The 24,648-nt window shown below is 62.2% G+C and carries 27 protein-coding genes and 1 tRNA gene; 12 read left to right on the top strand and 16 right to left on the bottom strand.

What is annotated here, in order from left to right; translation table 11 throughout:
• Positions 1–44 precede the first annotated feature (44 nt).
• The 9 genes from AB8717_RS15260 to AB8717_RS15220 form a co-directional block, all read right to left on the bottom strand.
• Positions 45–650 carry an SOS response-associated peptidase gene (locus AB8717_RS15260; RefSeq protein WP_443748176.1) on the bottom strand — a complete coding sequence of 202 codons (606 nt, stop codon included), beginning with the start codon at positions 648–650 and terminating at the stop codon, positions 45–47.
• Entirely contained in the window at positions 650–1,237 is a 588-nt protein-coding gene (locus tag AB8717_RS15255) for a uracil-DNA glycosylase family protein (RefSeq protein WP_443748175.1), read from the bottom strand. Before AB8717_RS15255 ends, AB8717_RS15260 begins: the two co-directional genes overlap by 1 nt.
• Positions 1,238–1,267: 30 nt before the next feature.
• Positions 1,268–2,383, bottom strand: a complete 1,116-nt coding sequence (locus tag AB8717_RS15250) for a heavy metal-binding domain-containing protein (RefSeq protein ID WP_443748174.1) — start codon at positions 2,381–2,383, stop codon at positions 1,268–1,270.
• A 76-nt stretch (positions 2,384–2,459) separates the two neighbouring features.
• The gene (locus tag AB8717_RS15245; RefSeq protein ID WP_443748173.1) at positions 2,460–3,764 is read right to left on the bottom strand and encodes a sugar porter family MFS transporter; all 1,305 of its coding nucleotides are present in this window, start codon (positions 3,762–3,764) and stop codon (positions 2,460–2,462) included.
• Positions 3,765–3,847: 83 nt separating this feature from the next.
• Positions 3,848–4,033 (bottom strand): hypothetical protein, encoded by a 186-nt coding sequence (locus AB8717_RS15240; RefSeq protein ID WP_443748172.1) that lies wholly within the window; start codon positions 4,031–4,033, stop codon positions 3,848–3,850.
• A 44-nt stretch (positions 4,034–4,077) separates the two neighbouring features.
• A complete protein-coding gene (locus AB8717_RS15235) occupies positions 4,078–4,488 on the bottom strand; it encodes a hypothetical protein (protein ID WP_443748171.1) in 411 nt (136 codons plus the stop codon).
• A gap of 41 nt (positions 4,489–4,529) precedes the next feature.
• Positions 4,530–4,736, bottom strand: coding sequence for a hypothetical protein (locus AB8717_RS15230; RefSeq protein WP_443748170.1), 207 nt, complete (start codon positions 4,734–4,736; stop codon positions 4,530–4,532).
• Positions 4,737–4,885: 149 nt separating this feature from the next.
• The gene (locus tag AB8717_RS15225) at positions 4,886–5,239 is read right to left on the bottom strand and encodes a DUF1304 domain-containing protein (protein ID WP_443748169.1); all 354 of its coding nucleotides are present in this window, start codon (positions 5,237–5,239) and stop codon (positions 4,886–4,888) included.
• 151 nt (positions 5,240–5,390) lie between these two features.
• A tRNA-Ser gene (locus tag AB8717_RS15220) sits at positions 5,391–5,480 on the bottom strand.
• 233 nt (positions 5,481–5,713) lie between these two features.
• Between AB8717_RS15220 and msrA the strand changes: the two genes are divergently transcribed.
• Together msrA and AB8717_RS15210 are read left to right on the top strand one after the other, a co-directional pair.
• Positions 5,714–6,370: a peptide-methionine (S)-S-oxide reductase MsrA gene (gene msrA, locus AB8717_RS15215; RefSeq protein WP_443748168.1), complete on the top strand. Its 657-nt coding sequence runs from the start codon at positions 5,714–5,716 to the stop codon at positions 6,368–6,370.
• Positions 6,371–6,440: 70 nt separating this feature from the next.
• On the top strand, positions 6,441–7,244 hold the full coding sequence (locus AB8717_RS15210) for a glycoside hydrolase family 16 protein (RefSeq protein ID WP_443748167.1): 804 nt from the start codon (positions 6,441–6,443) through the stop codon (positions 7,242–7,244).
• Here the strand turns inward: AB8717_RS15210 and AB8717_RS15205 are convergent.
• Positions 7,235–8,056, bottom strand: coding sequence for an NAD(P)H-hydrate dehydratase (locus tag AB8717_RS15205; RefSeq protein WP_443748166.1), 822 nt, complete (start codon positions 8,054–8,056; stop codon positions 7,235–7,237). The genes AB8717_RS15210 and AB8717_RS15205 overlap by 10 nt on opposite strands.
• Positions 8,053–8,535, bottom strand: a complete 483-nt coding sequence (locus AB8717_RS15200; RefSeq protein ID WP_443748165.1) for a hypothetical protein — start codon at positions 8,533–8,535, stop codon at positions 8,053–8,055. Before AB8717_RS15200 ends, AB8717_RS15205 begins: the two co-directional genes overlap by 4 nt.
• Positions 8,536–8,628: 93 nt before the next feature.
• Here AB8717_RS15200 and AB8717_RS15195 point away from each other — a divergent pair, with 93 nt between their 5' ends.
• Together AB8717_RS15195 and dctA are read left to right on the top strand one after the other, a co-directional pair.
• A complete protein-coding gene (locus AB8717_RS15195) occupies positions 8,629–9,321 on the top strand; it encodes a fumarylacetoacetate hydrolase family protein (protein ID WP_443748164.1) in 693 nt (230 codons plus the stop codon).
• Positions 9,318–10,592 carry a C4-dicarboxylate transporter DctA gene (dctA, locus tag AB8717_RS15190; protein WP_443748163.1) on the top strand — a complete coding sequence of 425 codons (1,275 nt, stop codon included), beginning with the start codon at positions 9,318–9,320 and terminating at the stop codon, positions 10,590–10,592. The genes AB8717_RS15195 and dctA overlap by 4 nt, the downstream gene beginning before the upstream one ends.
• Here the strand turns inward: dctA and AB8717_RS15185 are convergent.
• Positions 10,589–10,807 (bottom strand): hypothetical protein, encoded by a 219-nt coding sequence (locus tag AB8717_RS15185; protein ID WP_443748162.1) that lies wholly within the window; start codon positions 10,805–10,807, stop codon positions 10,589–10,591. The genes dctA and AB8717_RS15185 overlap by 4 nt on opposite strands.
• 167 nt (positions 10,808–10,974) lie before the next feature.
• Here AB8717_RS15185 and AB8717_RS15180 point away from each other — a divergent pair, with 167 nt between their 5' ends.
• Both AB8717_RS15180 and AB8717_RS15175 read left to right on the top strand, forming a co-directional pair.
• Positions 10,975–12,486 carry a glucuronyl esterase domain-containing protein gene (locus AB8717_RS15180; RefSeq protein ID WP_443748161.1) on the top strand — a complete coding sequence of 504 codons (1,512 nt, stop codon included), beginning with the start codon at positions 10,975–10,977 and terminating at the stop codon, positions 12,484–12,486.
• A 98-nt stretch (positions 12,487–12,584) separates the two neighbouring features.
• Positions 12,585–14,465, top strand: a complete 1,881-nt coding sequence (locus AB8717_RS15175; protein ID WP_443748160.1) for a S9 family peptidase — start codon at positions 12,585–12,587, stop codon at positions 14,463–14,465.
• Positions 14,466–14,515: 50 nt separating this feature from the next.
• On the opposite strand, the gene AB8717_RS15170 is transcribed toward AB8717_RS15175, so the two are convergent.
• The 3 genes from AB8717_RS15170 to AB8717_RS15160 are packed head-to-tail and all read right to left on the bottom strand — an operon-like array spanning position 14,516 to position 16,987.
• Positions 14,516–15,196, bottom strand: a complete 681-nt coding sequence (locus AB8717_RS15170; protein WP_443748159.1) for a GNAT family N-acetyltransferase — start codon at positions 15,194–15,196, stop codon at positions 14,516–14,518.
• Positions 15,189–16,511: a GAF domain-containing protein gene (locus tag AB8717_RS15165; protein ID WP_443748158.1), complete on the bottom strand. Its 1,323-nt coding sequence runs from the start codon at positions 16,509–16,511 to the stop codon at positions 15,189–15,191. Before AB8717_RS15165 ends, AB8717_RS15170 begins: the two co-directional genes overlap by 8 nt.
• Entirely contained in the window at positions 16,508–16,987 is a 480-nt protein-coding gene (locus AB8717_RS15160; RefSeq protein WP_443748157.1) for a hypothetical protein, read from the bottom strand. The genes AB8717_RS15165 and AB8717_RS15160 overlap by 4 nt, the downstream gene beginning before the upstream one ends.
• A gap of 151 nt (positions 16,988–17,138) precedes the next feature.
• Between AB8717_RS15160 and AB8717_RS15155 the strand changes: the two genes are divergently transcribed.
• From AB8717_RS15155 to typA, 6 genes are all read left to right on the top strand, one after another.
• A complete protein-coding gene (locus AB8717_RS15155) occupies positions 17,139–17,873 on the top strand; it encodes a hypothetical protein (RefSeq protein WP_443748156.1) in 735 nt (244 codons plus the stop codon).
• 550 nt (positions 17,874–18,423) lie between these two features.
• The gene (locus AB8717_RS15150; RefSeq protein ID WP_443748155.1) at positions 18,424–18,663 is read left to right on the top strand and encodes a hypothetical protein; all 240 of its coding nucleotides are present in this window, start codon (positions 18,424–18,426) and stop codon (positions 18,661–18,663) included.
• A gap of 117 nt (positions 18,664–18,780) precedes the next feature.
• Entirely contained in the window at positions 18,781–19,122 is a 342-nt protein-coding gene (locus AB8717_RS15145) for a hypothetical protein (RefSeq protein ID WP_443748154.1), read from the top strand.
• Positions 19,123–19,285: 163 nt separating this feature from the next.
• Entirely contained in the window at positions 19,286–19,663 is a 378-nt protein-coding gene (locus tag AB8717_RS15140) for a hypothetical protein (RefSeq protein ID WP_443748153.1), read from the top strand.
• The gene (locus AB8717_RS15135; protein ID WP_443748152.1) at positions 19,660–20,769 is read left to right on the top strand and encodes a nucleotide-binding protein; all 1,110 of its coding nucleotides are present in this window, start codon (positions 19,660–19,662) and stop codon (positions 20,767–20,769) included. Before AB8717_RS15140 ends, AB8717_RS15135 begins: the two co-directional genes overlap by 4 nt.
• 184 nt (positions 20,770–20,953) lie before the next feature.
• Positions 20,954–22,792 carry a translational GTPase TypA gene (gene typA / locus AB8717_RS15130; RefSeq protein ID WP_443748151.1) on the top strand — a complete coding sequence of 613 codons (1,839 nt, stop codon included), beginning with the start codon at positions 20,954–20,956 and terminating at the stop codon, positions 22,790–22,792.
• Positions 22,793–22,875: 83 nt separating this feature from the next.
• Here typA and AB8717_RS15125 read toward each other — a convergent pair whose 3' ends face one another.
• Positions 22,876–24,552: a carbohydrate-binding protein gene (locus AB8717_RS15125; RefSeq protein ID WP_443748150.1), complete on the bottom strand. Its 1,677-nt coding sequence runs from the start codon at positions 24,550–24,552 to the stop codon at positions 22,876–22,878.
• Between the last annotated feature and the right edge of the window lie 96 nt (positions 24,553–24,648).

Here is a 24,648-nt window from a genome sequence, read left to right as displayed (position 1 = left end):
ATCTACCGGGTCACCTTCCGGAGGTCGGCGTTTCGCCTTTATAGCTAAAACAGCGACTGCGGCGCATCCAAATTGGCGAGCCGCAGCGGGGCGGGCGCCGTCAGGTCGACCGGCTTGAGCCTGATCCAGTCCGACCAGGTGTCGCGCGCAAGGACGATAGGCTCGCGATCATGGATCGCCGACATCTGCTCCCCGGCAGGCCGCGTCAGGATGGCGAAGCTGAACATGCCGCCTTCCAGGCAGTCCGCCTCGTCCCACAGGCCGGCAAAGCCCAGCGGCGCGTTGTCGGCGCGTGTGAAGCGCCACTTCGTCCGCGCGGTTTTCGGTCCCGACCATTCGTAGAAGGCTTCCGCCGGCACGATGGCGCGGCGATAGCGGAAGGCGCCCTTGAAGGCCGGCTTTTCGTCAGCCTCCTCGATGCGGGCGTTGAAGGTCGTGGCCTTCCAGTCCTTGAAAGCCTTGCGATACCAGTGTGGCACCAGGCCGAAGCGCATCGGCGCCACTTCGGGCTTTCCGGTTTCGGGATTGGCGATCAGGATCGGCGCGGCCAGGGTCGGCTTGACGACGTCGGACAGGTCGACGATCTGGCTTTCATCGATTTCGGCCAGCATCTGCCTGGCGCGGATCGAGGCTTCGAACTGGCCGCACATCAGGCAAGTCCCGCGGCGGCGATGCGTTCGCGTAAATACGGCACGATCTCATCCTCGAACCACGAATTTCGCCGCAGCCACATCTGGTTGCGCGGCGACGGATGCACCAGCGGCAGGAAGCCCTGGCCGGTATAGTCGTGCCATGCCCGGACCGTCTCGCCAAGCGTCGCCTTGCGTTTGTCCTTCAGATACCAGGCGTGGGCGTAACTGCCGATCAGCAGCGTCAGCCTGATATTAGGCAGGTGCTCGCGCACCCGGACGTGCCACAGCGGCGCGCATTCGGGCCGGGGCGGATTGTCGCCACCCTTGCCGCGCCCCGGATAGCAGAAACCCATGGGCACGATGGCGAATTTCGTCTCGTCGTAGAAGGCATCGGGCTCGACGCCCATCCAGTCGCGCAAGCGTTTGCCCGACGCGTCGTCCCACGGAATGCCGGACGCATGGACCTTGGTGCCGGGCGCCTGGCCGACGATCAGCACGCGGGCCTCGGGTGAGGCGGCGCGCAACACGGGACGCGGCCCGAGCGGCAGGTGCGCCTCGCACAGCCGGCACGCCCGGATTTCCTCAAGCAGGGGGGAAATGGTCATACCGGCTATGTAGGTCTTGTCGGGCAGCGATCAACTGTCGGTGTTGCGCAGCAGGCTGAAGCCCGTATCGCCGTCGACCCAGGTGTCCTTGTCGCGGACAATGGCCTGGGCGGGCAGCATCTGCGTGGCGGTGCCCATGCCGGTGACCTTGCGCACCGCGGTGCCGATGGCCATGAACTCGATCAGGCCCTGGCCGATCTCGATGATGTAGGTCTTCACGCCGACGACTTCTTCGGCGCCCAGCCCGTCGGCTTCGCGCTTCAGGCGGTCGATGCAGTGCTCGCGCGCATCGTGCACCAGCGTCGTCAGTTCCGAGATCTCGCCGCGGGCCAGCGATTTCAGCGCCGAGAAGATGCCGCCGACCACGCCCAGCGAATAGATCGAGGTCGACATGAGCAGCTTCACCGGAGCATAGCCGAGGCTGGCCATCGACCACAGCTCTTCGCCCGTCAGGTCGCTGGTCACCACGTCGCCGGCCGGCAGGCCGGGATGGTGCATGGCCGTGCCGGTCATGACCATTTCGTGCGTGCCCATCCACGGCAGGACAGTGGTGCGGATGCCGAGCACGGCATTGGCGCCGTCGTTGCGCGCCGCCGCCGTGATGCGTTCCAGCGCCTTGTGGCGCGTCTTGTTGAACACATCCGAATATTCGGAAATTTCACCACGCGCCAGCTGCTTGAGCGCGCCCAGCAGCCCGCCGCCGACGCCCATCGAATAGGCGATATTGCCGAAGACATGGTGGATCGGCGTATAGCCCGCATCCATATGGCAATAGAGTTCCTGGGCGTCGCCCGCCGAGGTGAAGAAGTTCCCGCCGCCCGACTTCGAGAAGACGCAACTGCCGACGAACAGGAATTCCGTGTTTCCGGAAAGGCCGCGCAGGTCGCCCGACACGCCGGCCACGCCCGACGCCCCGTGCGTTTGCGCTTCCTTGGCCATGCGCGAAAAGGCGTGCATGCGGCCGTCCTGGATGGCCTGGGTCACCTGTGGGATTTCGCCGCCGAGGATGTTGTTGAGCCCGGCGCCGAGGCTGCCGAGGAAACCCATGGAATTGACGCTGTTGCCGACGACCAGTTCGCCCGCCGTATACCCCTTCAGCGCCATGCAATAGATTTCATTGCCTGACAGTCCCGATACCCTGGCCATGTGCGCTCCTTTTAAAGAATTGGCGCACGGACAGTCGCCCGTTTGGTGTTTTTGTCAACGGACTTTCTGGTGATCATCAATGCCCGATGCGGGCCTCCATGGCCTCCAGTTCGACACCTTTGGTCTCGGGGAAGAAGCGGCCGATGATCAGCACCGATGCCAGTGTGCAAATACCGAAGACGACGAAGGGCAGGGCCTTGGTCTGGGCCGCCACCACGGGGAAGACGGCCGATATGATGGCGTTCATGATCCAGTGCGTGGCGCTGCCCAGCGACTGGCCGCGGCTGCGCACGGGCGTCGGGAATATTTCCGACAGGTAGACCCAGATGACCGCGCCCTGCGAGAAGGCGAAGGAGACGATGAACAGCAGCAGCATCCACAGCAGCAGGGCCTGGCCCTGGCCGGTGGCCATGATGACCGAGACGCCGGCCAGCGCCGCCGTCACGCCGATGCCGCCGATGATGAGCAGGCGCTTGCGTCCGATGCGGTCGATGAAGCTCATGCCGATCACGGTCGCGACCAGGTTGGCGAGGCCTACCGCCATGGCCTGCATGTCGGACGACACGCGGTCGAAGCCCGCCGCCGCGAAGATGTCGTTGAGGTAGTAGAGGATGGCGTTGATGCCGGAGAGCTGGTTGAACATGGCCAGCAGGATGGCGAACAGGATCGGCTTGCCGTGCTGCTTCAGGGACAGCTTGCCGCCGCCCAGGTCGCCGGCCGCGAATTCCGCGATCATGCCGTCGGTCTCCGTGACGCCGAGGCGCTTCAGGCTTTCGGCTGCGTCGGCTCGGCGGCCCTTGGCGACCAGCCAGCGCGCGCTTTGCGGAATGGCGTAGAGCAGGACGAAGAAGACCAGGGCAGGCAGCGACGCCAGGCCCAGCTTCCAGCGCCAGACGCTGTCGCCCGACATCAGGCTGGCCACGGCGAAGTTGCTGACATAGGCCAGCAGGATGCCGAAGACGATGTTGAACTGGAACAGGCCGACCAGTTGTCCGCGCCGTTCCGCCGGCACGATTTCGGACATATAGACCGGCGCCAGCACGGACGACGCCCCGACCGCCAGGCCCAGAACGAAACGGAAGACCACGAAGCCGATGAAGTTCGGCGACATGGCGCAGCCGAGCGACGAGAGGATGTACATGGCGCCGATCACCCGCAGCGCGTCCCGGCCGCCGATCGCATCGCCCAGCCTCCCGCCGAAAAACGCGCCGACGAAGGTGCCGACCAGGGCGACTGCGACGGCCTGGCCCAGACCCTGCGGATCGAGCGCGAAGACGTGTTTGAGGTCGTTGGTGACACCGGAAATCACGGCGGTGTCGAAGCCGAACAGCAGCCCCGCCAGGGACGCAATGATGACGGCCGTAAGATTGACTTTAGGCATGGCGCCTTCCCCTGTATTACTTATTTTTGCAATAAGTAATCCGCCCGCCGGAGCGGGTTGTCAACCCGGGCTATGGATGTCGATCAGCGCCTGCGCGTCACCAGCAGGCCGACACCGATGCCGGCCAGCAGGCACAGGCCCATGGTGGCGAACGGCGCGCGCATGGTCAGGGCCTCGAAGCGAAAGGCGAGATCGTTGGCGGCTTCGGCCAGGGTCAGGGGTTCTGACGGTGTTTCGGCCGGAACGGGTACGGGGTCGGGCTGGTCCATGGTCAAGGCTCCTGTCGGCACGGTAACACAGGTACGGATGGCTGTCAGCCGGCCAGGGCCTGCGCTTCGCCGCCGCCGGCGGTCAGCCAGTCCATCGCCTCATGGAAATCGCTGAAATGGCAGACGGTTTCCTTGGGGAACTGCGGTGATACCGCGGGCACGCGCACGGCGTCGAGCGGATCGGTCGAGACCACGGCGACCTTGCCGTGATAATCGATACCGTCCGTCATTGCCTTCCAGCGGTCGGCAATGGCGTCGATTTCCTTGAAACCGAGTTCGCCCTCGAAGCGGCGGAAGTCCATCAATCGCGCATAATTCCACGCGTCGGGAACGGTGTCGTAGGCTTCGAACAGGCGTTCGGCGTATTCGAAACCGGGCATGGGGCCGATGACGCGCAGGACCATTACCTTGCGATCGTCGTCGACAAACACGTTCATACGGTACGGCATACTCATGGTACTCTTCCCTGCCTGAGCACAGGGTAGCAGCAGAGCGTTTACAAAATCTGTGTAGCCGTCGCTTTTGCCGCCGTTGTGAAACCGGTCGTTTCCATGGTCGTCAGCATGGTGCCGCAGGCGCAGCGCCTGCGGATCTTGACCGCGGTCTGAACCGATGGATTTTCCGGATCGAACAGCTTTTCCTCACCGAAGGCCTGCCAGCGATGAGGGCCGATACCGAATTTCGTATGAAGCAAAGTCAGCATCGCGTACTCCCGAACCCCCGTGGAAATTGAACCTATACCTTATGCGGCAAGGGCTCAAGCGTGGGGCGGCACACTAGCTGTCAGTGATGACCTGAATATGACGCATTGCAGCAATTTTTGTGGCCGAAAATGTTCGCCGGACGGATGGGCTATTTGTTCAGTAAAAAGGCCGTCAAGGCTGCGGCTGCGGGTAGGGCCTGGATGAACAGGATTTTCCTGCTGGCGGTCGCCGCGCCGAACAGCCCAGCGATGATAACACAGCCAAGGAAGAAGATGACGAACTCGCGGCCGTCCGTGCCGCGCCAGAGGCCGTAGGCCAGGCCTGCCGCCAGGAAGCCGTTATACAGGCCCTGGTTGGCGGCCAGGGTTTTGGTCTGTCTGGCGAAGTCCTCGGCCAGCCCGAAGGCGCGGCGGCCCGTGGGCGTGGTCCACAGCGCCATTTCCAGGATGACGATGTAGATGTGGATGGCGATGACAAGGGCGGTGAGGATAAGGGCGATCATGGACGTCTCCCGGCAGGTATGGCGTTTGTTGTTCTGGTTTCAATCGGCCGGCCCGACAAGAAAAAAGAAAACAATATTCAAAAGGGCAATTGCGCTAACTTTCGGACAAAAACAAAAAAGCCCGCATAATCAATGCGGGCCTTTTGAATGATGGCGGACAGAGAGGGATTCGAACCCTCGGTAGAGTTGCCCCTACACACGCGTTCCAGGCGTGCACCTTCAACCACTCGGTCACCTGTCCATACTCATTCCCACCGACAAAGCCTGTGGCAGTGCACGCCTGTTTGCGTTTGTCCTTTTGGCAAGCCAAAAGGACGGGCACCTTCAACCACTCGGTCACCTGTCCGCTGGAAAGGCGGCGTTTATATCGTTCGGGGCGCAAAGAGCAAGTGCAACTTGCCCTTTCCCAGGGATTTTTTGTAACCATATGACCCGAAGGCGCGTAGTAACCCGCGCAACGAAAGGTATTCCGCCATGTTCGGCCTCAAAACCCAGATGATCGACGAAGCCCGTGCCCTCAAGGGCCGCGGCGAAGCCATCCCCACCGAAACCACCCACGCCGTGCTCGGAACCCCGCTCAAGGGGCCATATCCCGAAGGCAGCGAAAGCGTCGTCTTCGCCATGGGCTGCTTCTGGGGCGTGGAACGCCTGTTCTGGAAACTGCCGGGCGTTTTCACCACCGCCGCCGGCTATATCGGCGGCTATACCGAGAACCCGACCTACAAGGAGGTTTGCACCGGCCAGACCGGGCATACCGAAGGCGTGCTGGTCGTCTATGACCCCAAGGTCGTCGGCTTCCAGCATCTGCTGAAGGTCTTCTGGGAAAACCACGATCCGACTCAAGGGTTCCGCCAGGGCAACGATATCGGCACGCAGTACCGCTCGGCCATCATCCCGTCGACCGGGACGCAGTACGACGCAGCCATGCTGTCGCGCGACGCGTTCGCTACGGAAATGAAGGCGCTCGGCAAGGGCGCGATCACCACCGAGGTCTTCCTGCCGTCGGACACGACCAGGCCGGATGCGCTGACGCCCTTCTATTTCGCGGAGGGCTACCACCAGGGCTATCTTGAAAAGAATCCGGACGGCTATTGCGGCCTGAAGGGCACGGGCGCGGTCTGCCCGATCTGAACACATCACGCTTTACAATGGAGGCCCGCTGTACCTAGCTTACGGCGGGCCTTTTTGTTTGGAGCGGACCATGAAAAGCGCGATCCTGTCCTTGGCGGCAATGCTAGCGGCATTCTCAGCAGGCGCTGATGCGAAAGCGCCCGCCGGCTATCACCTGGTCTGGTCGGATGAGTTCGACGCAGGCACCCGGCCCGACGCGGCCAAATGGCGCTACGATACCTGGCGTAACAAGGACGGCTGGTGGAACAACGAGGCGCAGTACTATTCCGGCAACCGGCCCGAAAACGCGCGCATCGAAAACGGCCATCTGGTCATCGAGGTGCGGCGCGAAGACCTGTCGGCCTTGCCCGATTTCGGCGGGCAGAAATACAGCTCGGCGCGGCTGATCACCGACGGCAAGGCCCAGTGGACCTATGGTTTCTTTGAAATCCGCGCCAAGCTGCCGTGCAATCGCGGCGGCTGGCCGGCGATCTGGCTGGTCGGACCGAACTGGCCGAAGGGCGGCGAGATCGACATCATGGAGCAGTTGAGCTTCGATCCCTCGACCGTCTACGGCACCGCGCACACGCCAGATTCGGTGGCGCACCATACGCCGAGCGGCGACAAGACGACGATTTCCGAACCCTGCACGGCCTTCCACGACTACCAGGTCGAATGGACGCAGGACGCCGTGACCTTCATGGTCGACGGCCGTGCCTATCACACCTATCGCAAGCCCGACAACGCCACGGCGGAAACCTGGCCCTTCGACACGCCGGAATACCTGCTGCTCAATGTCGCCATGGGCGGCGGCTGGGCGGGGCAGAAGGGGATCGATGACGACGCCCTGCCGGCGCACATGGAGGTCGATTACGTCCGCGTCTATCAGCGCTGAGCGAGCGCTGTCAGCACCGCCGGAATCTGCGTCTCCAAATCCTCGGCGATCAGACCGGGACCGAAGTGGCGCGCCGCTTCGGCGTGCATCCAGGCCGCAGCGGCTGCGGCATGGAAGGCATCCATCCCTTGTGCCAGCAGGCCGGTGATCAGGCCGGCCAGCACATCGCCGCTGCCGGCGGTCGCCAGTTGCGGCGGCGCGTCGCGGTTAATGATCACCCGCCCGTCCGGCGCGGCGATGACCGTGTCGCGGCCTTTCAAAAGCACCACGGCGCCGCTGCTCCTGGCGGCACGCACGGCGTCGGCTTCGCGGTCGCCAACGGTCCAGAAGATACGGGCGAACTCGCCTTCGTGCGGTGTCAGCACCACCGGCGAAACGATCGCCGAAAACAAGGCCTTTGCATCGTCCTTGAACACGGTCAGGGCGTCGGCATCGAGCACGCAGGCTTTTTTTGCTTCCAGCGCCTTCAACACGCACGCGCGGGTGTGGCTGTTGACGCCGGCGGCCGGACCGATCAGCACGGCATTGATGCGCGGATCGGCAATGAGCGCGGCAAAGGCGCCGGCGTCCTTGACGGGCTTGGTCATGACGGCTTGGAGCGTTGCCGCATAGACCGTCAGGCTGGCCGGAGAACAGGCGACCGACACCAGGCCCGCCCCGATGCGCAGGGCCGCCCGCGCCGCCATGCGGGCGGCGCCGGTCGAATGGACCGGGCCGCCGAAAACGATGGCGTGGCCGCGGTCGTACTTGCTGCCATCGGGTTTGAGGCGGGGCAGGGCGTCGCGCCACAGGTCGGGGTCATTGTCGGTCATAGGTTCAGCACCGGGACGAACTCCGCCAGGGCCTTTCGCGTCGTGCCGAAGGCGCCATAGCGCTGCGGCAGGCCGTTCGACAGCAGCACCCAGTCCTCGACCATGGCCGCCTGCTGTTCGTAGGCATAGGCGTCGAACGGCTTGCCGGTCTCGAGCTTATATGTGTAGCCGCCGAGATTTCCGATGACGTCGCGCAGAACATAGCGCCAGACCGTCATGCCCGCCTGGTATTGCAACACGTGCATCAGCTCGTGCGCCAGCAGGCTCAGGTGCGCCGGGTCGGATGACATGTCGCCGATAAGCCCCGGCCAGTAGATGGTCTTGTGGCGCACTAGGATGACGGCAAAACCGCGGAAGATGCGCGACAGGTGCGACAGGGGATGATGCGCATTGACCAGGACAATGCCGTCGGGCAGGGCGGCCACCAGGCCTTGCGGCAAGGCGGCGCGTTCAGCCGGGGTCAGGGCGCGCGTTTCCATCCGCCGGTTGTAAACGGTTGTGAAGGCGGGGTCGAGCCCATTGCCGGAATCCGCGCCGCGTGCATACTGCCGCCCGCTGTCAGGAGGCGTGCAATGAAGCGAGTGTTCGAACCCCAGGCTCCGGTCGTCGCCGTCACCTCGCGCGGCGAAGGTTTCCCTGTCAGGCGTGTCTTCTGCATCGGCCGCAACTATGCCGCCCATGCGCGCGAAATGGGCCACGACCCAGACCGCGAGCCGCCCTTCTTCTTCACGAAATGGGGCGAGACCGTCGTGCAGGGCGGTGAAATCGCCATGCCGCCCGAAACCGCCGACTATCAGTTCGAAGCGGAACTGGTGGTGGCCATCGGCAAGGGCGGGCGTAATATCGATCCGGCCGATGCCGAAACGCATATCTACGGCTATGCCTGCGGGCTGGATATGACGCGGCGCGACCTCCAGGCCGAAGCCAAGAAAAAGGGGCGGCCCTGGGACATCGCCAAGAATGTCGAGCAGTCGGCGCCGATCGGCCTGATCCATCCCGCCGCCGATGCGCCCGACATGACGCTGGGCGGGATCACGCTCACGCAGAACGGCATGCTTAAACAGTCCGGCGACCTGTGGGACATGATCTGGCCGGTCGTCGATGTGATCGCCTATATCTCGCGCTTTTACGCGCTGGAAGCCGGCGACCTGATATTCACCGGCACGCCGGAAGGCGTAGGGCCGGTACAGCCCGGCGACGCTCTTTCGGTGATGATTGCGGGCTTGAGCGACCTCGATGTCGTCATCGGAAAGCCGGCGCAATGACGAAAAAGCCCTTCTACGCCCACCTGTACGTCCAGGTTCTGATCGGAATCGCCCTTGGAGCGGCTATAGGCCTTATCTGGCCGCTGATCGGTTCGCAGCCATGGATGAAGGCTATCGGCGACGCCTTCGTCAACCTGCTGAAGATGATGATCGGCGTGCTGATCTTCTGTACGGTCACCACCGGCATCGGCCATATGAATGCGGCGCGCCAGGTCGGACGCGTAGGTCTGAAAGCCATCGTCTATTTCGAGGTGGTATCGACCCTGGCCCTGGCGCTGGGGCTGATCATCGGCAACCTGGTCCATCCGGGCGAAGGCCTGAACCTGCACGGCGACGCCTCGAAGATCGCCAAATTCGTCTCGCCCGATACGCACGAGACCGTCAGCGACTTCCTGCTGAAGCTGATCCCGGCGACCTTCCTGTCGGGCCTGGCCGAAGGCAATATCCTGCAGGTCCTGGTGGTCGCGGTCCTGAGCGGCTTCGCGCTGATGCGGTTGGGCGATCGCGCAGCCCACATCCGTACGCTGGTCGAGGAAGGCTCGCGCGTTATCTTCGACATCGTCAACATGATCATGCGTGCTGCGCCCATCGGCGCCGGCGCGGCGATGGCGTTTACCCTGGGCAAGTATGGCCCCAGCGTCCTGGGCAACCTGCTGGCGCTGGTCGCGACCTTCTACGCCACCTCGGCTATTTTCATTGTCGTCGTGCTGGGCATTATCGCGGCGCTGGCCGGGTTCTCGATCCTGCGCCTGGTCGCCTTCATTAAGGATGAACTGCTGATCATCCTCGGCACCTCGTCGTCGGAAAGTGCGCTGGCCAGCCTGATGGAAAAGATGGAGCGGCTGGGCTGCTCGCGGCAGGTCGTCGGCCTGGTCATCCCGACAGGCTACAGCTTCAATCTCGACGGCACCAATATCTACATGACGCTGGCCAGCCTGTTCATCTCCGAGGCCATGGGTATTCACCTGACTCTTGAACAGCAACTTATGCTGCTCGTCGTCGCCATGCTGACCTCGAAGGGCGCCAGCGGCGTCACCGGCGCCGGCTTCATCACGCTGGGCGCGACCCTGGCCGTGGTCAACCCCGCCCTAGTGCCGGGTATGGCCATCGTGCTGGGCATCGACAAGTTCATGAGCGAGTGCCGGGCGCTGACCAACTTCGTCGGCAATGCCGTCGCCTGCGTCGTAATCGCGCGGTCGGAGGGCGAGCTTGATCGCGACCGGCTGAGGGCCGGGCTCTCGGGCGTTTCAGATCCGGTGTCGCCGGCCTAGCGCGATGCCGACGCGCTGTTGACGCCGGGCAGGTCAACCGACGGCAGGCCGGCGCTTTCCGACGCTTGCATCGGCGCATTTTCGGAAGCGAACTCCGACGACAGCTCTGTGCCGTTGGACGTCAGGTGTTCGCCCTGCTTGTTGCAGGCGGCGACGGCCACGCTGAGAACGGCAGCGGTGATGGGGAAGAGATAGGATATGAGACGTTTGCGCATGACGGAGCCTCCGGAACCGGCAGCGACTATGCGCGCGAAAAACGGCGGACGCCTGAGGTTTGCGGCCGCCGTTCGGCAAAAAACCGATAAAACCTTCGCCTTGCAGTTTGGTCTTTTGGACAGACCACTACGGTGGTAGGGTCTGGCCAAAACCACAGGAAACGACCATGAGAACGAGCCTTTTCGCGCTGGCCCTAGGCTTCGGAATGATAGCGCTACCATCGCTTGCGCAGGCGCCGAAGCCGCCGGTGACCTTCACGGCCGAACAGGACCATCAGAACATGATGGACCAACTGCATATTACTTCGCTGCGGCCGGGGCCGAGCGGCGACGAGAGTGCGCCGAACGCCGCCAATACCGATGAGGCCAAGGCCAATCCTTATCCCGACTGGCCGGATATCCTGACACTGAAGAACGGCCGCAAGGTTACCACCGCCGACGACTGGTGGAAGCTGCGCCGGCCCGAGATCGTCGAGGATTTCGAACGCGAGGTCATTGGCCGCCAGCCGGCCGACACGCCCAAGGTGACCTGGGCGGTCGCCGCCAGCGAAATGGAGTTCGTCAACTTCAAGCCGGTCATGGTGACGAAGCTGGTCGGTCACGTCGACAATTCGGCCTATCCGCTGATCGACGTCAATATCGACATGATGCTGATCCTGCCGGCCGACGCGGCGAAAAAGCCCGTGCCCGTGCTGATCATGTTCAACTGGGGGCCGCCCAGGTTTCCCGCACCGATGCAGCCCCAGCCCGCCGACATGGCGCGCATCAATGCGGCGCTGAAGGCCGAGCTGGTCGCGCGCGATCCCGGCCTGGCGGACGTCTTCGCCTCGCATCCGGCCTACGACCTGGTGGTCGCCGCGCCGTTCCCGCCGCCGCCCGGCAGCGGCCCGGACGAGCGCATCCAGCAACTGCTGGCTGACGGTTGGGGTGTGGCGGTCATGGACCCGACCAGCGTCCAGGCGGACAACGGCGCCGGCCTGACGCGCGGCATTATCGGCCTGGTCAACGAGGGCCAGCCGCGCAAGCCCGACGACTGGGGCGCGCTTCGGGCCTGGGGTTGGGGTGCCAGCCGCGTGCTCGACTATCTTGCGACCCGACCCGAGGTCGATGCGAAGCATGTCGGCATCGAAGGCGTGTCGCGGTACGGCAAGGCGGCGCTGGTCACCATGGACTTCGACCAGCGCTTCGCCTTCGTGCTGGTCGGGTCGTCGGGCGAGGGCGGCGCCAAGCCGCATCGCCGCAACTTCGGCGAGGCGGTCGAAAGCCTGACGGGCACCGGCGAATATCACTGGATGGCCGGGAACTTCCTGAAATACGGCGGTCCGAAGACCCCGGGCGACCTGCCCGTGGATTCGCACGAACTGATCGCCCTGGCGGCGCCGCGCCCGACCTTCATCTCGTACGGCGTGCCGGAAAAGGGCGACGCCAGGTGGCTGGACCAGCAGGGCAGCTATATGGCCACCGTCGCGGCCGGCCGGGTATGGACGCTGCTGGGCGCGAAGGACCTCGGCGTCGGCAATGACTACAAGACCGTGAAGATGCCGCCGGTGTTGAACGGCCTGCTCGACGGCCAGTTGGCCTGGCGGCAGCACGACGGTGGCCACACCGACGCGCCGAATATGAAGAGCTTCATCCTGTGGGCGGACCGTCAGATGGGGCGGGCGTCCCAGATCAAATAACGATCAAGTAGCCGCTTCGGCGCTGCAAAAACGATTTCGCTTGCAACAGGTTGCGCGCCCTCTCAAAACGGTTGGCAACCTGTCGATGGAGACCGTCCTTGAGCCTGATCGCCGTTGCCGCCCTGGCGGCCGCTTTGCAAACCGCCCCCGCCGGCATCCATCGCTATGAGGCCCTGACCCTGTCGCCCGACGGCAGCCGGACCTCGACCTTTGAACTGGTGAACGGCAGCAGCCATCCGGTGGTGACGATCCGCAATGCCCAGGGCGCGATCGTCGCCACCTCCGATCCCTGCGCCACCTGCCATTACGGCGATGCGGCATGGTCGCCCGACGGCAGGGCGCTGGCGGTGGTGGCGGCCGACGACAAGGCCGGCATGCAAAGCGTCTATGTCGTCGAAGGCGGCAATGTCCGGCTGCTGGCCACGCTGAAAGGGACGCTCGATGCCGTGCGCTGGTCGTCCGACGGCAAGTCGATCGCCGTGCTCGCCGTCGAAAATCCGCACAAGCTGGTCGGCGCGACGCAGGCCGGGGCGAAACAGGTCGGCGAAATCGGTATCGCCGAAGGGATCGACGAGCAGCGCATCGCCGTCGTTCCGGCGGCCGGCGGCGCGCTGAAGATGGTCTCGCCCGGCGACACCTGGGTCTATGAATACGACTGGACGCCGGACGGACAGGGCTTTGTGGCCACGGCGGCCAAGGGCGACGGCGACAACAACTGGTGGACGGCCAGGCTGGAAAGCTTCACGCTGTCGGGTGAGAGCCGCGTCATCGCCGCGCCGGACATGCAGATGAACTATCCGCGCATGAGTCCGGACGGCAAGATCGTCTATATCATCGGCGGGCTGATGAGCGATTTTCCGATATCGGGCGGCGATGTCTTCGCGGTGCCGTTCAACGGCGGCAAGCCCATCAACCTGACCCCCGGCTACAAAGGAACCTTCACCAGTCTGGTCAGCACAAGGGGCGGTCTTTTGGCCTCGCTTGTCACCGGGGGCGAGGTCGGCCTGGCGCATGTCGACATCAGGGGCGTGACGCCGCTGAGCCACGCCGAAATATCGATGAGCGCCGGAGACGCGCGTTTCGCGGCCGACGCATCGGGCAAGACCATGGCGGCGGTCGAGGAATCGTTCGACGCGGCGGCGCATATCGTGCGCGGTCCGTTGTCGGCGCCGGTCGCCATCACCCACGACAATGACGCCCTGAAACCGGAATATGTCGCCAAAAGCGTCGCCTGGAGCAATGAGGGCTTTACGGTCCAGGGCTGGCTGATGGGCCCGAAGACCGAGCCCGGCAAGACCTATCCCATGGTGACGATCGTGCACGGCGGCCCGTCGTCGGCGGTGACGGCGCGCTTTACTACCGGCGGTACGGCGGTCGACCTGGTCAAGGCCGGCTATTTCGTCTTCCAGCCCAATCCGCGCGGTTCCTATGGCCAGGGCGAGGCCTTCGTGTTGTCCAACCGCCGGGATTTCGGCGGAGGCGACTTGCGTGACATCCTTACCGGCATCGATGCTGTCGAGAAGATCGCGCCGGTCGATGACAAGCGTCTCGGCATCATGGGGCATTCCTACGGGGGGCTGATGACCATGTGGACGGTGACGCATTCGCAGCGCTTCAAGGCGGCGGTGGCGGGTGCGGGAATTGCCAACTGGTCGAGCTATTACGGCGAAAACGGCATCGACCAGTGGATGATCCCCTTCTTCGGCGCGTCCTTCTATGACGACCCGGCTATCTACGACAAGCTTTCGCCGATCCGCTATATCAAGGACGCACACACCCCGACCTTCATCTATGTCGGCGAACGCGATGTCGAATGTCCAGCGGCGCAGTCGCTGGAATTCTGGCACGGGCTCAAGGCGATGGGCGTGCCGGTGTCGCTGGTTGTCTACGAAGGCGAAGGCCACGGCATCCGCGCGCCGGAACACGCCAGGGACGTGACGACGCGGACGGTCGGGTGGTTCGATAAGTATTTGAAGTAAGGTGGAAAGAATCTCCTCCCCATGCTTCGCATGGGGAGGAGAAGCGGAACCTATTCCTGCACCAAAACCCGCAACATCAGCTCTTTCCGAAACTGGAAACCGAGCCCTTCATACATGGCAATCGCCACGGCGTTGTCCGCGTAGGTGTGCAGAAACGGCACCTCGCCGCGTTTCAAAATCCGCTCCGCCACCATTCGCAACAGGTTCGACGCCAAACCCCGCCCGCGGAAATCGGGATGCGTACACACCCCGCTGACCTCGGCGAAGCCGTCCATGCGCATACGCTCGCCGGCCATGGCGGCCAGGCGTCCGTCGATCTTCACGCCGATGAAGTTGCCGAATGCATGCGTCCGCGCCGCAAACGGCCCGGGTTTGGTCAATAGCGCCAGGGCCAGCATTTCCGCCGCGTCACCGTCGCTGAGCGGCATGACGTCCAGGGCCTTGCCGCCGGGCGTCATCGCTTGCGCCCACATCTGATGGCACAGGGCGCTTTTCACGACCGTCATCCCGGACGGCAGGGGAAAATCCTCGTCCTCGACGACCCACAAACCGTCGGGGCCGGGCGTAAACGCGGCCAAGGCCGTCAGGGCGTCCGGCGAGCGATCGTGCGACGCGGCAAACGGTCCGTAATCCGGATCGAGCTGCCGCGCTTGCGCGTCGCCCCACGATACGGCCTTCCAGCCGCCGTTCAGTGCGCTCCACACCGGCCGGTCGAGCGGATGTTCAGACACTCTCAACGACCTCGATCTCGGGCTTTCCGTCGACCAGCAGCCGCAACTGCCCGCGTTCGGGCCGCACCAGGCGCACGGGCCCCTGCTTGTCCTCCAGACGCTGGCGCAGCAGGATAAGGCGCGTCTCCAGATTGTCCTTGAGGTCGGGCAGTTTCAGCGCGGTCTCGCGGCGGATTTCGCGGTTGGCGAATTCGCAGCGCCCGCTGTCGGCGTGGCAGCGCACGAAGTGATAGAGCAGCCGCCCGGCGACGCCCTTGATGACATAGTCGTCGTCGATGAAGACGCTGTCGTCGTGCATGAAATAGCGGAACCGGAACCGCCGGCCGCTGTCCGCACGGTCCGGACACGCCGCGCCACCACCCGCAGGGCTGGCTTCGGGCGCCAGTTCCGCCAGCATTAAAGCCGAGGCCAGTTGCCCGGCCACCACCGACAGGGCTTGTTCGTCATCGTGGTCGAAGGCGAAAGAGGTTTCGGATTCGGCGAACACCACGCCGCGCAACTGTCCGCGCGCCAGCATGGGTACGGCCATCTGGCATTGCGGGTGCTCAAGGCCAGGCAGGGGGATCGAACGCCCTTCGCCGCCGGCCGATGCGGCATAGCGCACGGCCGAGCGCATGTCGGCGATACGGATCGGCCGGCGCGACGTCGCTACGCGCCCGATCAGCCCGTCGCCGACGACGATTTCCGCGCCGGCGCCGCGCCGGTCATATCCGCGGCTGGCGATGGTGCTGAGTGCCCTGCCGTCGGCATCGGGCAGCAGGACCATCAGATGGCCGAAGCCCATATCGCGCAGACCATCGAGCGTGGCGTCGAGGATGGCGTCGGCGTCGTCCAGCGCCGAAATGGCCGCACCCAGACTGGCGGCGCGGCCCATCCGGTCGCAGCGCGGACGTGGCGGCGGAGGCGGTTCCAGTGTCGTCGCCGGGTCGACCGGACGGCAGTCCGTCACCTGGTAAATGTCGGCGGTCTTGAGCTTCATCAGGGCGCCGAAGCCGTGCAGTTCGCTGATGACGTCGAGCTGGTTGTCCATGCGCTCGAAGATCGGGCCCGAGTCGAGCGCTTCCTTGAAGCTGAGGTCGAGCATGTATTGCTGGCCGGTGCGCGCGTCGAGCACCAGGACGGTCGCCACGCCCTGGCTGCGCACATTGGCGATGGTCTTCGAGAAATACTGGTTCGACATGGCAACGTGGCTGTCGTCGACATAGTAGACGTGCGACAGGTAGCTGACATTGGGGATGCCTTGCGCATCGACCGTGCCCACGACGGACGGGATGATGCCTTCGAAGGCATCGCGCAGGTCGCTGAGCCGGATCATGCCGGGGCGCCTATACGGGCGCCGGCGGCGGGGCCGGGCGTCTGTTCGAAGACCTCGGTAATGCGCATGCGTACGCGCACCAGGCCGTCGACCGTATACATGTGCGACAGTTGCTGGCGTGTCGAGCCCAGCGTATTGAGCAGGCCCAGCATGCGGTCGATGTGCAGCCGGCCGCGCGCCACGTCGCAGTCTTCGGCGCGATCGATCGTCTCGACCGGGCCCTTGACCTGATAGCTGACATAGGTCCCCGGATGCGTGGCCGTCACGGCGACGATCGCGCCGGGTTTCAGCGCGCGCATGAAGTCCAGCCACAGGGCCGAGGCCACGAAGATATCGAGGTGCCCGCTGTCCGCATCGAGATTGACGCCGATGGCGCGCGCGATCGCCGCGCGGAAGCGGTCGTCGCGCACGGCCAGGATCGGCATCAGCGGTCCGGCAAAGTGCTCGGCCAGTTGCGGTGTCATTGCGGCAGTCAAGGAAATCCCCCGGGGAGTCGCCGGTAATCTAGCCGCTTAGGAGGTTTTTAGGAATAGGGGCGGGGCCTTAGCAACCATTTAGGATGCAGGGTTTTGCAACTGAGATTAGAGCACTCGTCCAACAGAGACACATAACAAGGAGAGTGCACGCGTGCCCGATACCCAATCCGTCCATATTGATAATAGCCCGGTGATCGCCGACCTCAACGGCCGTCATGACCTTTACGGTCTGGTGCACAAGGCGCTGCGCATGGCGCAATGCCAGATGCTGGTCCGTCTGGGCCAGTTCGATTTCGTCCACGGCAATGTCCGCGGCCTGGTCGAAGAGCTGCGCGGCCTTCTGGCCATGGGCGCCGGCCACATCGCCCATGAGGAGGCCCACATCCACGGGGCGCTGGAGGCCAGGGCGCCGGGGGGCACGTTGGTACTGGACGAGCAGCACGTCAGCCACCGCGCCCAGTTCGCGGTGCTGGAAGCCTTGCTGGCTGAGCTCGAAATGGCCGAGGCGCATCATCGTGCGGCGATCGGCCGGCGGCTTTACCTCGGCTATTCGCGCTTTATCGCCGAGGATTTCGAGCACATGCTGGAAGAAGAGACTGTGACGGCGCCGCTTTTGTGGTCGCTGTTCGATGACGGTGAAATCCGTGGCATCGAAGGCGCCATCGTCGGCTCGATTCCGCCGGAAAAGAAGATCATGTTCATGCGGCTGATGATCCCGGCGGCCAACCGCGACGAGCGTCTGAACCTCTTGGCCGGCATGAAGCTGCACGCGCCGAAGGAAGTGTTCACGGCCGTGCTGGAAATGGCCGCGCGCCCGACTCTCGGCGCCGACGACATGGCCGATCTGGAACGCCGCCTGGCCCTGATCCAGGTGGTGCCTCACTAACCTCACTCTTCCACGGCTTCGCCGCTGGACGGTGTTTGATTTAGCGGCGAATCTTGGCCCTCCCTGCGGAGCCAGGGCTATCGCATATGGAATTTGCGGGGTTCGTTTTATTCTTCCTCTCCCCTTTTTAGGGGAGAGGGTAGGGTGAGGGGGAAACCGTCAGCAGATACGCGCGCGCAAGATGCCGGATTTACCCCTCATCCGACCCTTCGGGCCACCTTCTCCCCTATTCAAGGGGAGAAGGAAAAAGTAATGCGCCCACTTGGAATGCCATATGCGATGCCCCTGCTGCGGAGCGGGGAGCGGGGAGCGGGGACCGCCGAAGGCGGTGGGCGGGGTGCGACGGTGCAGCCAGGCCTTTAGCGTCAGTACCAAGCGCGTGCCTGCGAACGCGCAAGTTTGGTATCAGAAAGAGACGCAGGCTGGCTCAAAAACCATGCCATCCATACCATCCACAGCCGTATTGCCTTCTCACATCAATGTGGCTTGACCCCGACGCCCCGCTCTCGCCAAATACGAGAAATCCCCTTTTCGAGTAAGGTTTCTGCGTATGCGTCTATATGAATCGGCCTGGGTCCTGATCGAGGGCCAAGAACAACCCGTGCAGGTCTCGCGAGACCGCAACAACGCGGCCGCGTTCAATGTCGGCGACTGGCAGTACGACATCGACGGCCGCCCGATGAAGACCAATCCCGACGCCCCACGCCTGCTCAAGATCCTGAGCCTCCAGGCCGCGCGCGAAGCCGGCCTGCGCCAGGATTATAATAAGGACATCACGATCGGGATTTGAGGGCGCGTTCGTCGTAACTCACCAAAATTGATCTTCGCGCCGTCCGGCAGGTCTTTGATTTGCAGGTGAATGTCTGCCAGAAACGCATAATTCACGTCGATATCGAGCGGGGCGATATTGTCGACGTCGTATTGGCCGCTGAGCACGGGCTTTATCTTAGAGCTGTCGCATTGCAAGGGGGGGCATTCCGGCGGCCATACAGGCATCAACCAGCAGAATCATCAGCCGGTCATCGGCATTGTTGCCCTGATCGGTCCTGATGTAGAAATTGTCCTGGCCGTCGGCGATTCGGCGCAGTTCGTTGGCGCTGACATCGATTTAATGAATCGAGCCGCACCCAAATACGACGATGAGGTCGCCAAAGCGGTTCATCATCCAGACTGTATATTCCGGCGGCAAGGGCGGCAGCCACTCCGCGAGAAGCTTGCCCAGTCCATTCCGTCGTGGCTGATCAGGTAGTCGTTAATGTTCATTGGCCCCCTTCTGGCTGAGCTTCAGATGGCGCCTTTTGGGTAAACTTCTCGGTTGCGATTCGCCCGCTTTCCGGTTATCAAAAATAAAAATTTCATAAGGATGATCTGAGTTTTGAGCTTAAATATTCAAACTTCTAAATGAGAGTCGAATGCCAAACGAAGCACAAAAAAAATTTTGGGCATTAGTGGCGACGTCGCCCCAGGCTGTAATATGCATAGCTCTTTCGTCGTTTCTTGGTTATGGAATTTCTTTTATAATATTTGATTATCGGAAGAAGGTTGTTCAAAATTCTCACTATATGTTTCATGTATCGATCGGTTTAGGATATACTGCGGTAATATTTTGCCTGGTGAATTGCGATATACTGAAACATGAGCTGACTTTTTCACAATTGTCTGCTCGGATGCCACTTACCCTTTTAGTTTCATTTGCGGTCGGTTTTTTGGTTTTAATCGGCGGAACTATATGGAAAGAAATGTCTAGCCCGTATGTTGGGGCAGGTGCGCGCGGCAGGAAGTCGAAATGACAAAAGTAATAAGTGTTGTGAGCGGCAAAGGGGGAGCGGGGAAAAGCCTGTTGACGGCTGTTCTTGGACGTGCGGTTGCGCGTGAAGGAAGCCGTGTACTACTAATTGATATGGATATATTTGTACGAGGATTAACGGTTCTATTGTTTGGTTTCGGTAAACCTGACAAATCACGGGGTAAATACACGACGTCTGATTTGATGGGTGTATTTGAAAAAAGCAGTCAGGATAAGAGGCCATTGCCGACGGATAGTGGAAAGTATTTAATTCAACGCTTCTTTGAGTGTGATGTTCTTCCGGCTGTCGATAACATCGGTGCGCCATTAGATTACGATGATGAAAATTTGAGTAATGAACAATTTTGTAGGCGGCAGGTATCTGAACTTGTTAATTCCCTTCAGGGGGAATACGATTATATATTCTTAGACAATCGCGCTGGAATGGATAGTTTGGTGGCTGCGACATGCTATGTCGCCGATATCGTTTTGTCAGTTGCGGAAGACGATGACGTTGGTCGCCAAACCAATGTGAATTTGGTGAGATTTCTTCATTCGAGAAAATATGCGCGTGTAATATACACGATAATCAACAAGGGAAGAAATATAAAGGTATATGAAGACGTTGTCGATAGATCTCGGTACGCAGATGAATTTTCCACATTGGGGATAATCCCTTTTGATATAGAGATTTTGGATGAATTTGGCAGTGAATCTTTTTGGTCTGCTGTAAATTCTACTTTATATTTTATGGCAATTATAAGGGTATGGAACAACTTGGCGAAGTTTGAGCAGACGGTAAATTTATCTGAAAAAAAATATAACTTTCCTCCTAAGGTATTTATGAACCCGTCGCAGGGCAGGTTAACTTTTCCTGAAAGAATGTTAAGAATATATAGCATACTATTCATAATATCCGGTGGAATATACTGGATTTATGATCAGCTGCGGCAGGGATACCATTTGGAAAAAATGTATCCAGAGTTAATTTTTATATTTGGAACTTTAATGTTGGTGCTCTCTACGTCTGGTTTTCAGTCGTTTATCCGTGATAGTTTTAATTTCGCTGATTATAGAATGCGCCGTTCACGATACCCAAGGGACACTTAGGCCTAGGATTAGCAATAGCCTGTATGAGGGTGTTATATAGAATTGTCTCGCACCCGCGAAAATAATCCACTCCCTCCTCTGGCAATTGCGAGCGGATTCGGGTATATAGCGCCCAAAATCGACATCCCTATCCGTCTCCAAGCCTCTCACGGATGAGAGGCTTTTGTTGTATGCAAAGGCTTTCATGAACCTGCGTAACATCGCCATCATCGCTCACGTCGACCACGGGAAGACCACCCTTGTCGACGCCCTCCTGGCCCAGTCGGGCGTTTTCCGCGCTAACGAAGCGACGGTCGAACGCGCCATGGACTCCAACGACCAGGAACGCGAGCGCGGCATCACCATCCTGGCCAAGTGCACCAGCGTCCTGTGGAACGGCAAGGCCGGCGAAACCCGCATCAACATCATCGACACCCCGGGCCACGCCGACTTCGGCGGCGAAGTCGAACGCATCCTCGGTATGGTCGATGGCTGCGTCATCCTGATCGACGCCGAAGAAGGCGTCATGCCGCAGACCAAGTTCGTGCTGGGCAAGGCGCTGAAGCTGGGCCTGCGCCCCATCCTCTGCATCAACAAGGTCGACCGTCCGCACGCCGACCCGGACCGCGTGCACAACGAAGCCTTCGACCTGTTCGCCGCCATGGGCGCGACGGACGAACAGCTCGACTTCCCGCACATCTACGCTTCGGGCAAGAACGGCTGGGCGACGATGGACATGAACACGCCGTCGGAAACCCTGGCGCCGCTGTTCGACCTGATCGTCGACCACGTGCCGCCGCCCGCCGCGCAACAAAAGACCGCCGAGCCCTTCCAGATGCTGTCGGTGCTGATCGAAAGCGATCCGTTCCTGGGCCGCATCCTGACCGGCCGCATCGCCTCTGGCAAGGCCGTCCCCGGCCTGGCCATCAAGGCGCTGGACCGCAACGGCAATGAAATCGAGCGCGGCCGCATCACCAAGGTCCTGGCCTTCCGCGGCCTGAAGCGCCAGCCGATCGACGAGGGCGCCGAAGCCGGCGATATCGTCGCCATCGCCGGCCTGTCGAAGGCGACCGTCGCCGACACCCTGTGCGACATGTCGCTGACCGACGCGCTGCCCGCCCAGCCGATCGACCCGCCGACCATCTCCATGACCGTGTCGGTCAATGACAGCCCGCTGGCCGGCCGCGAAGGCGACAAGGTCCAGTCGCGCGTCATCGCCGCGCGCCTGCAGAAAGAAGCCGAATCGAACGTCGCCATCCGCGTCACCGAAACGGCCGAAAAGGACGCCTTCGAAGTCGCCGGCCGCGGCGAACTGCAACTGGGCGTGTTGATCGAAAACATGCGCCGCGAAGGCTTCGAAGTCGCCATCTCGCGTCCGCGCGTGGTGTTCAAGAACGATCCGGAAACCGGCGAGCGCCTGGAGCCGATCGAAGACGTCGTGATCGACGTCGACGACGAATATACCGGCGTCGTCATCGAAAAGCTGTCGGCGCGTAAGGCCGAGCTGAAGGACATGGGCCCGTCGGGCGCCGGCAAGACGCGCATCACGCTGAAATCGCCGTCGCGTTCGCTGATCGGCTACCAGGGCGAATTCCTGACCGACACGCGCGGTTCGGGCGTGCTGAACCGCGTCTTCTCGCACTATGAAGGCTACAAGGGCGCCATCGACCAGCAGCGCAAGGGCGTGCTGATCTCGAACTCGGACGGTGAAACGGCGGCCTACGCCCTGTGGAACCTGGAAGAGCGCGGCACCATGTTCGTCGGCGCCGGCGAAAAGACCTATATGGGCATGATCATCGGCGAAAACTCGCGTTCGGACGATCTGGACGTCAACCCGATGAAGGCCAAGCAACTGACCAACGTCCGCGCCTCGGGCAAGGACGAGGCCGTCCGCCTGACGCCGCCGCGCCGCCCGACCCTGGAGCAGGCGATCGCCTACATCGAGGACGATGAGCTGGTGGAAGTGACGCCGAAGTCGATCCGCCTGCGCAAGCGCGAGCTGAACCCGAGCTTCCGCAAGAAGCGCGTCAAGGAAGATGCATAAATGCAAACGGCCCCGGAAACGGGGCCGTTTTCTTTTGAGATAAGGGAATGTGGCCCGCCCCGGGACGAGGCGGACCGGTATTCTTAAGCCCAGGCCGTAGCGTTCAGACTGCCTTTGGCGACGTGCAGGGCGTTGGTGCCGTCGCCCTTTGCCCGGACCTTGACGGTGTGCGAGCCGGCCGCGACGCTGAAACGCCAGCTTGCCGAGACGCCGTGGAAGTTGCCGTCCGGAACCAGGCGCTGTTCGCTGTTCAGGTCGTCGGCGCCGTCGATGGACAGCAGGACCGAGCCGGTTCCGCCGGTGCCGAACATCGAGGCCAGACCGGTGAACTGTGCGTCGACGAATCCGGCCTTGGGGGACGTGATCGTGACGGCGTAGCTGCCGAGGTCGGCATAGCTGCTGCTCGTCACCGACGTATCCGAAGCGGTTTCATAAGGCGCCGCTACGTTCGCCGAATAGAGGCGAACGCCGTCTTGGTAGCGGAGGCCGGAATGGGTCTGCACCACCGCACCGGCAAAGGCGGGAACAGGCGCGCCGTCGTCTGTCTGGAACGGGCTGAAGGTGGCGGTGCCCGTCCAGCCGCTGCCGGCCATGGCGCCCCGCGTCATGCCCGTGCCGGCAACCCAGATTTCCTTCGGGAAGGAGGGCGTACCGGGCCAGGGCGAGAGGTAGACGTCGTAGCCAAGGATCTGCCACTTGCCGGCCGACAGATCGGTCGCGAAGGTCCCCGAAAGGTGGGCGGTCAGGCACTTGTAGAAGGCGCCGTTCACCAGCACCTTGTCGTTGACGGCATAGCTGGTCGCCGTGGCCCAGGCGCCGCGATTGGTCAGCGACTGGAACATCGGGTTGCACAGACCGCCATAGATCTGGCAGTTGTCGGCGCCGATGAACTGGAAACCGTGATAGCCAGCACCGCCGCCATAGCTGATTTCACATTCGCGGAACACCCAGCGCGCGCAGTCCGGCTTACCCGAAGGATCGCCGGTGACGCCGGAGGTCAGGGTGACGCCGGTACAGTTGAAATCGTTGGCGCGGGAAATGACCAGATGGTCGTGCACGACGCTGGCCGAACCGTAGACATAGCCGGAGCCGAAGTCGGATCGCGTCGTGCCGTTCAGCGCGACGGTCAGGTAATTGCGGATGGTGCAATTCGCCGTGCCGCCGACACAGACGTGAATCCAGTTCTGGCCATAGCTCTTGAGATTGCAGTCGAAGTCGATGGCTTCGAAGAATAGGTTGTGCAGCGGGCCGCGGAATTCCCAGGCATAGTCCGAGACGACCGACGCCGGATCGTAGAGCAGGCGCGACGGGCCGTTGTTTTCGACATTGGTGAAGTCGGCGCCGAGGCCCGAGCCCAGGCCCGTGAAGGTGATGCGGTGATGCTTGGTCGACTGCGTGGTGCCGGCGCCATTGCCGATGATCAGCTTCTGCGTATGGCGCAGCGTGCCCGGGATGAAGATCTTGCCGCCGCCAAGCGCGTCGACGGCGTCGATGCAGTTGACCAGTGCCGTGTAATCGTCGGTGCTGCCGTCGCAGGCTGCGCCCCACCAGCGCACATCGTAGGCGCCGTTGAAAATGCGCTTCCAGCGGACGGTACCCGCAACGATCACCGTGCCGCCATTGTCGCTGGACGTGGTGTCGGCGGTATCTCGGTAAAACGTGCCCGCTATGCCCTTTGCGCTGATGGCGACGACATTGGGTGTCCCCGCATAGCTTCTGAGAGTGGAATAGCTGGCGAGGATTTCGACATTATCAACCATGAACCGGTCTCCTGAGTGGCTGGTTAGAACGACACGGCCATCTGGGGGTGGGCAGACACAGTTCCGCATACCGGCGGGCTTCACCTGCCGTGGAAA

The organism is Asticcacaulis solisilvae (assembly GCF_052327315.1).
Lineage (GTDB): Bacteria > Pseudomonadota > Alphaproteobacteria > Caulobacterales > Caulobacteraceae > Asticcacaulis > Asticcacaulis solisilvae_B.
Note: the sequence above shows the minus strand (reverse complement) of the source record. Positions and strands in the feature narration are given on the sequence as shown.

Coding starts and splice junctions, on each gene's coding strand:
- AB8717_RS15245 (WP_443748173.1), bottom strand. CDS start 3,764: ATGCCTAAAGTCAATCTTACGGCCGTCATCATTGCGTCCCTGGCGGGG.
- AB8717_RS15240 (WP_443748172.1), bottom strand. CDS start 4,033: ATGGACCAGCCCGACCCCGTACCCGTTCCGGCCGAAACACCGTCAGAA.
- AB8717_RS15255 (WP_443748175.1), bottom strand. CDS start 1,237: ATGACCATTTCCCCCCTGCTTGAGGAAATCCGGGCGTGCCGGCTGTGC.
- AB8717_RS15230 (WP_443748170.1), bottom strand. CDS start 4,736: ATGCTGACTTTGCTTCATACGAAATTCGGTATCGGCCCTCATCGCTGG.
- AB8717_RS15140 (WP_443748153.1), top strand. CDS start 19,286: ATGCCAAACGAAGCACAAAAAAAATTTTGGGCATTAGTGGCGACGTCG.
- AB8717_RS15195 (WP_443748164.1), top strand. CDS start 8,629: ATGAAGCGAGTGTTCGAACCCCAGGCTCCGGTCGTCGCCGTCACCTCG.
- AB8717_RS15200 (WP_443748165.1), bottom strand. CDS start 8,535: ATGGAAACGCGCGCCCTGACCCCGGCTGAACGCGCCGCCTTGCCGCAA.
- AB8717_RS15180 (WP_443748161.1), top strand. CDS start 10,975: ATGAGAACGAGCCTTTTCGCGCTGGCCCTAGGCTTCGGAATGATAGCG.
- msrA (WP_443748168.1), top strand. CDS start 5,714: ATGTTCGGCCTCAAAACCCAGATGATCGACGAAGCCCGTGCCCTCAAG.
- AB8717_RS15185 (WP_443748162.1), bottom strand. CDS start 10,807: ATGCGCAAACGTCTCATATCCTATCTCTTCCCCATCACCGCTGCCGTT.
- AB8717_RS15150 (WP_443748155.1), top strand. CDS start 18,424: ATGCGTCTATATGAATCGGCCTGGGTCCTGATCGAGGGCCAAGAACAA.
- typA (WP_443748151.1), top strand. CDS start 20,954: ATGAACCTGCGTAACATCGCCATCATCGCTCACGTCGACCACGGGAAG.
- AB8717_RS15235 (WP_443748171.1), bottom strand. CDS start 4,488: ATGAGTATGCCGTACCGTATGAACGTGTTTGTCGACGACGATCGCAAG.
- AB8717_RS15135 (WP_443748152.1), top strand. CDS start 19,660: ATGACAAAAGTAATAAGTGTTGTGAGCGGCAAAGGGGGAGCGGGGAAA.
- dctA (WP_443748163.1), top strand. CDS start 9,318: ATGACGAAAAAGCCCTTCTACGCCCACCTGTACGTCCAGGTTCTGATC.
- AB8717_RS15210 (WP_443748167.1), top strand. CDS start 6,441: ATGAAAAGCGCGATCCTGTCCTTGGCGGCAATGCTAGCGGCATTCTCA.
- AB8717_RS15225 (WP_443748169.1), bottom strand. CDS start 5,239: ATGATCGCCCTTATCCTCACCGCCCTTGTCATCGCCATCCACATCTAC.
- AB8717_RS15125 (WP_443748150.1), bottom strand. CDS start 24,552: ATGGTTGATAATGTCGAAATCCTCGCCAGCTATTCCACTCTCAGAAGC.
- AB8717_RS15165 (WP_443748158.1), bottom strand. CDS start 16,511: ATGATCCGGCTCAGCGACCTGCGCGATGCCTTCGAAGGCATCATCCCG.
- AB8717_RS15260 (WP_443748176.1), bottom strand. CDS start 650: ATGTGCGGCCAGTTCGAAGCCTCGATCCGCGCCAGGCAGATGCTGGCC.
- AB8717_RS15250 (WP_443748174.1), bottom strand. CDS start 2,383: ATGGCCAGGGTATCGGGACTGTCAGGCAATGAAATCTATTGCATGGCG.
- AB8717_RS15205 (WP_443748166.1), bottom strand. CDS start 8,056: ATGACCGACAATGACCCCGACCTGTGGCGCGACGCCCTGCCCCGCCTC.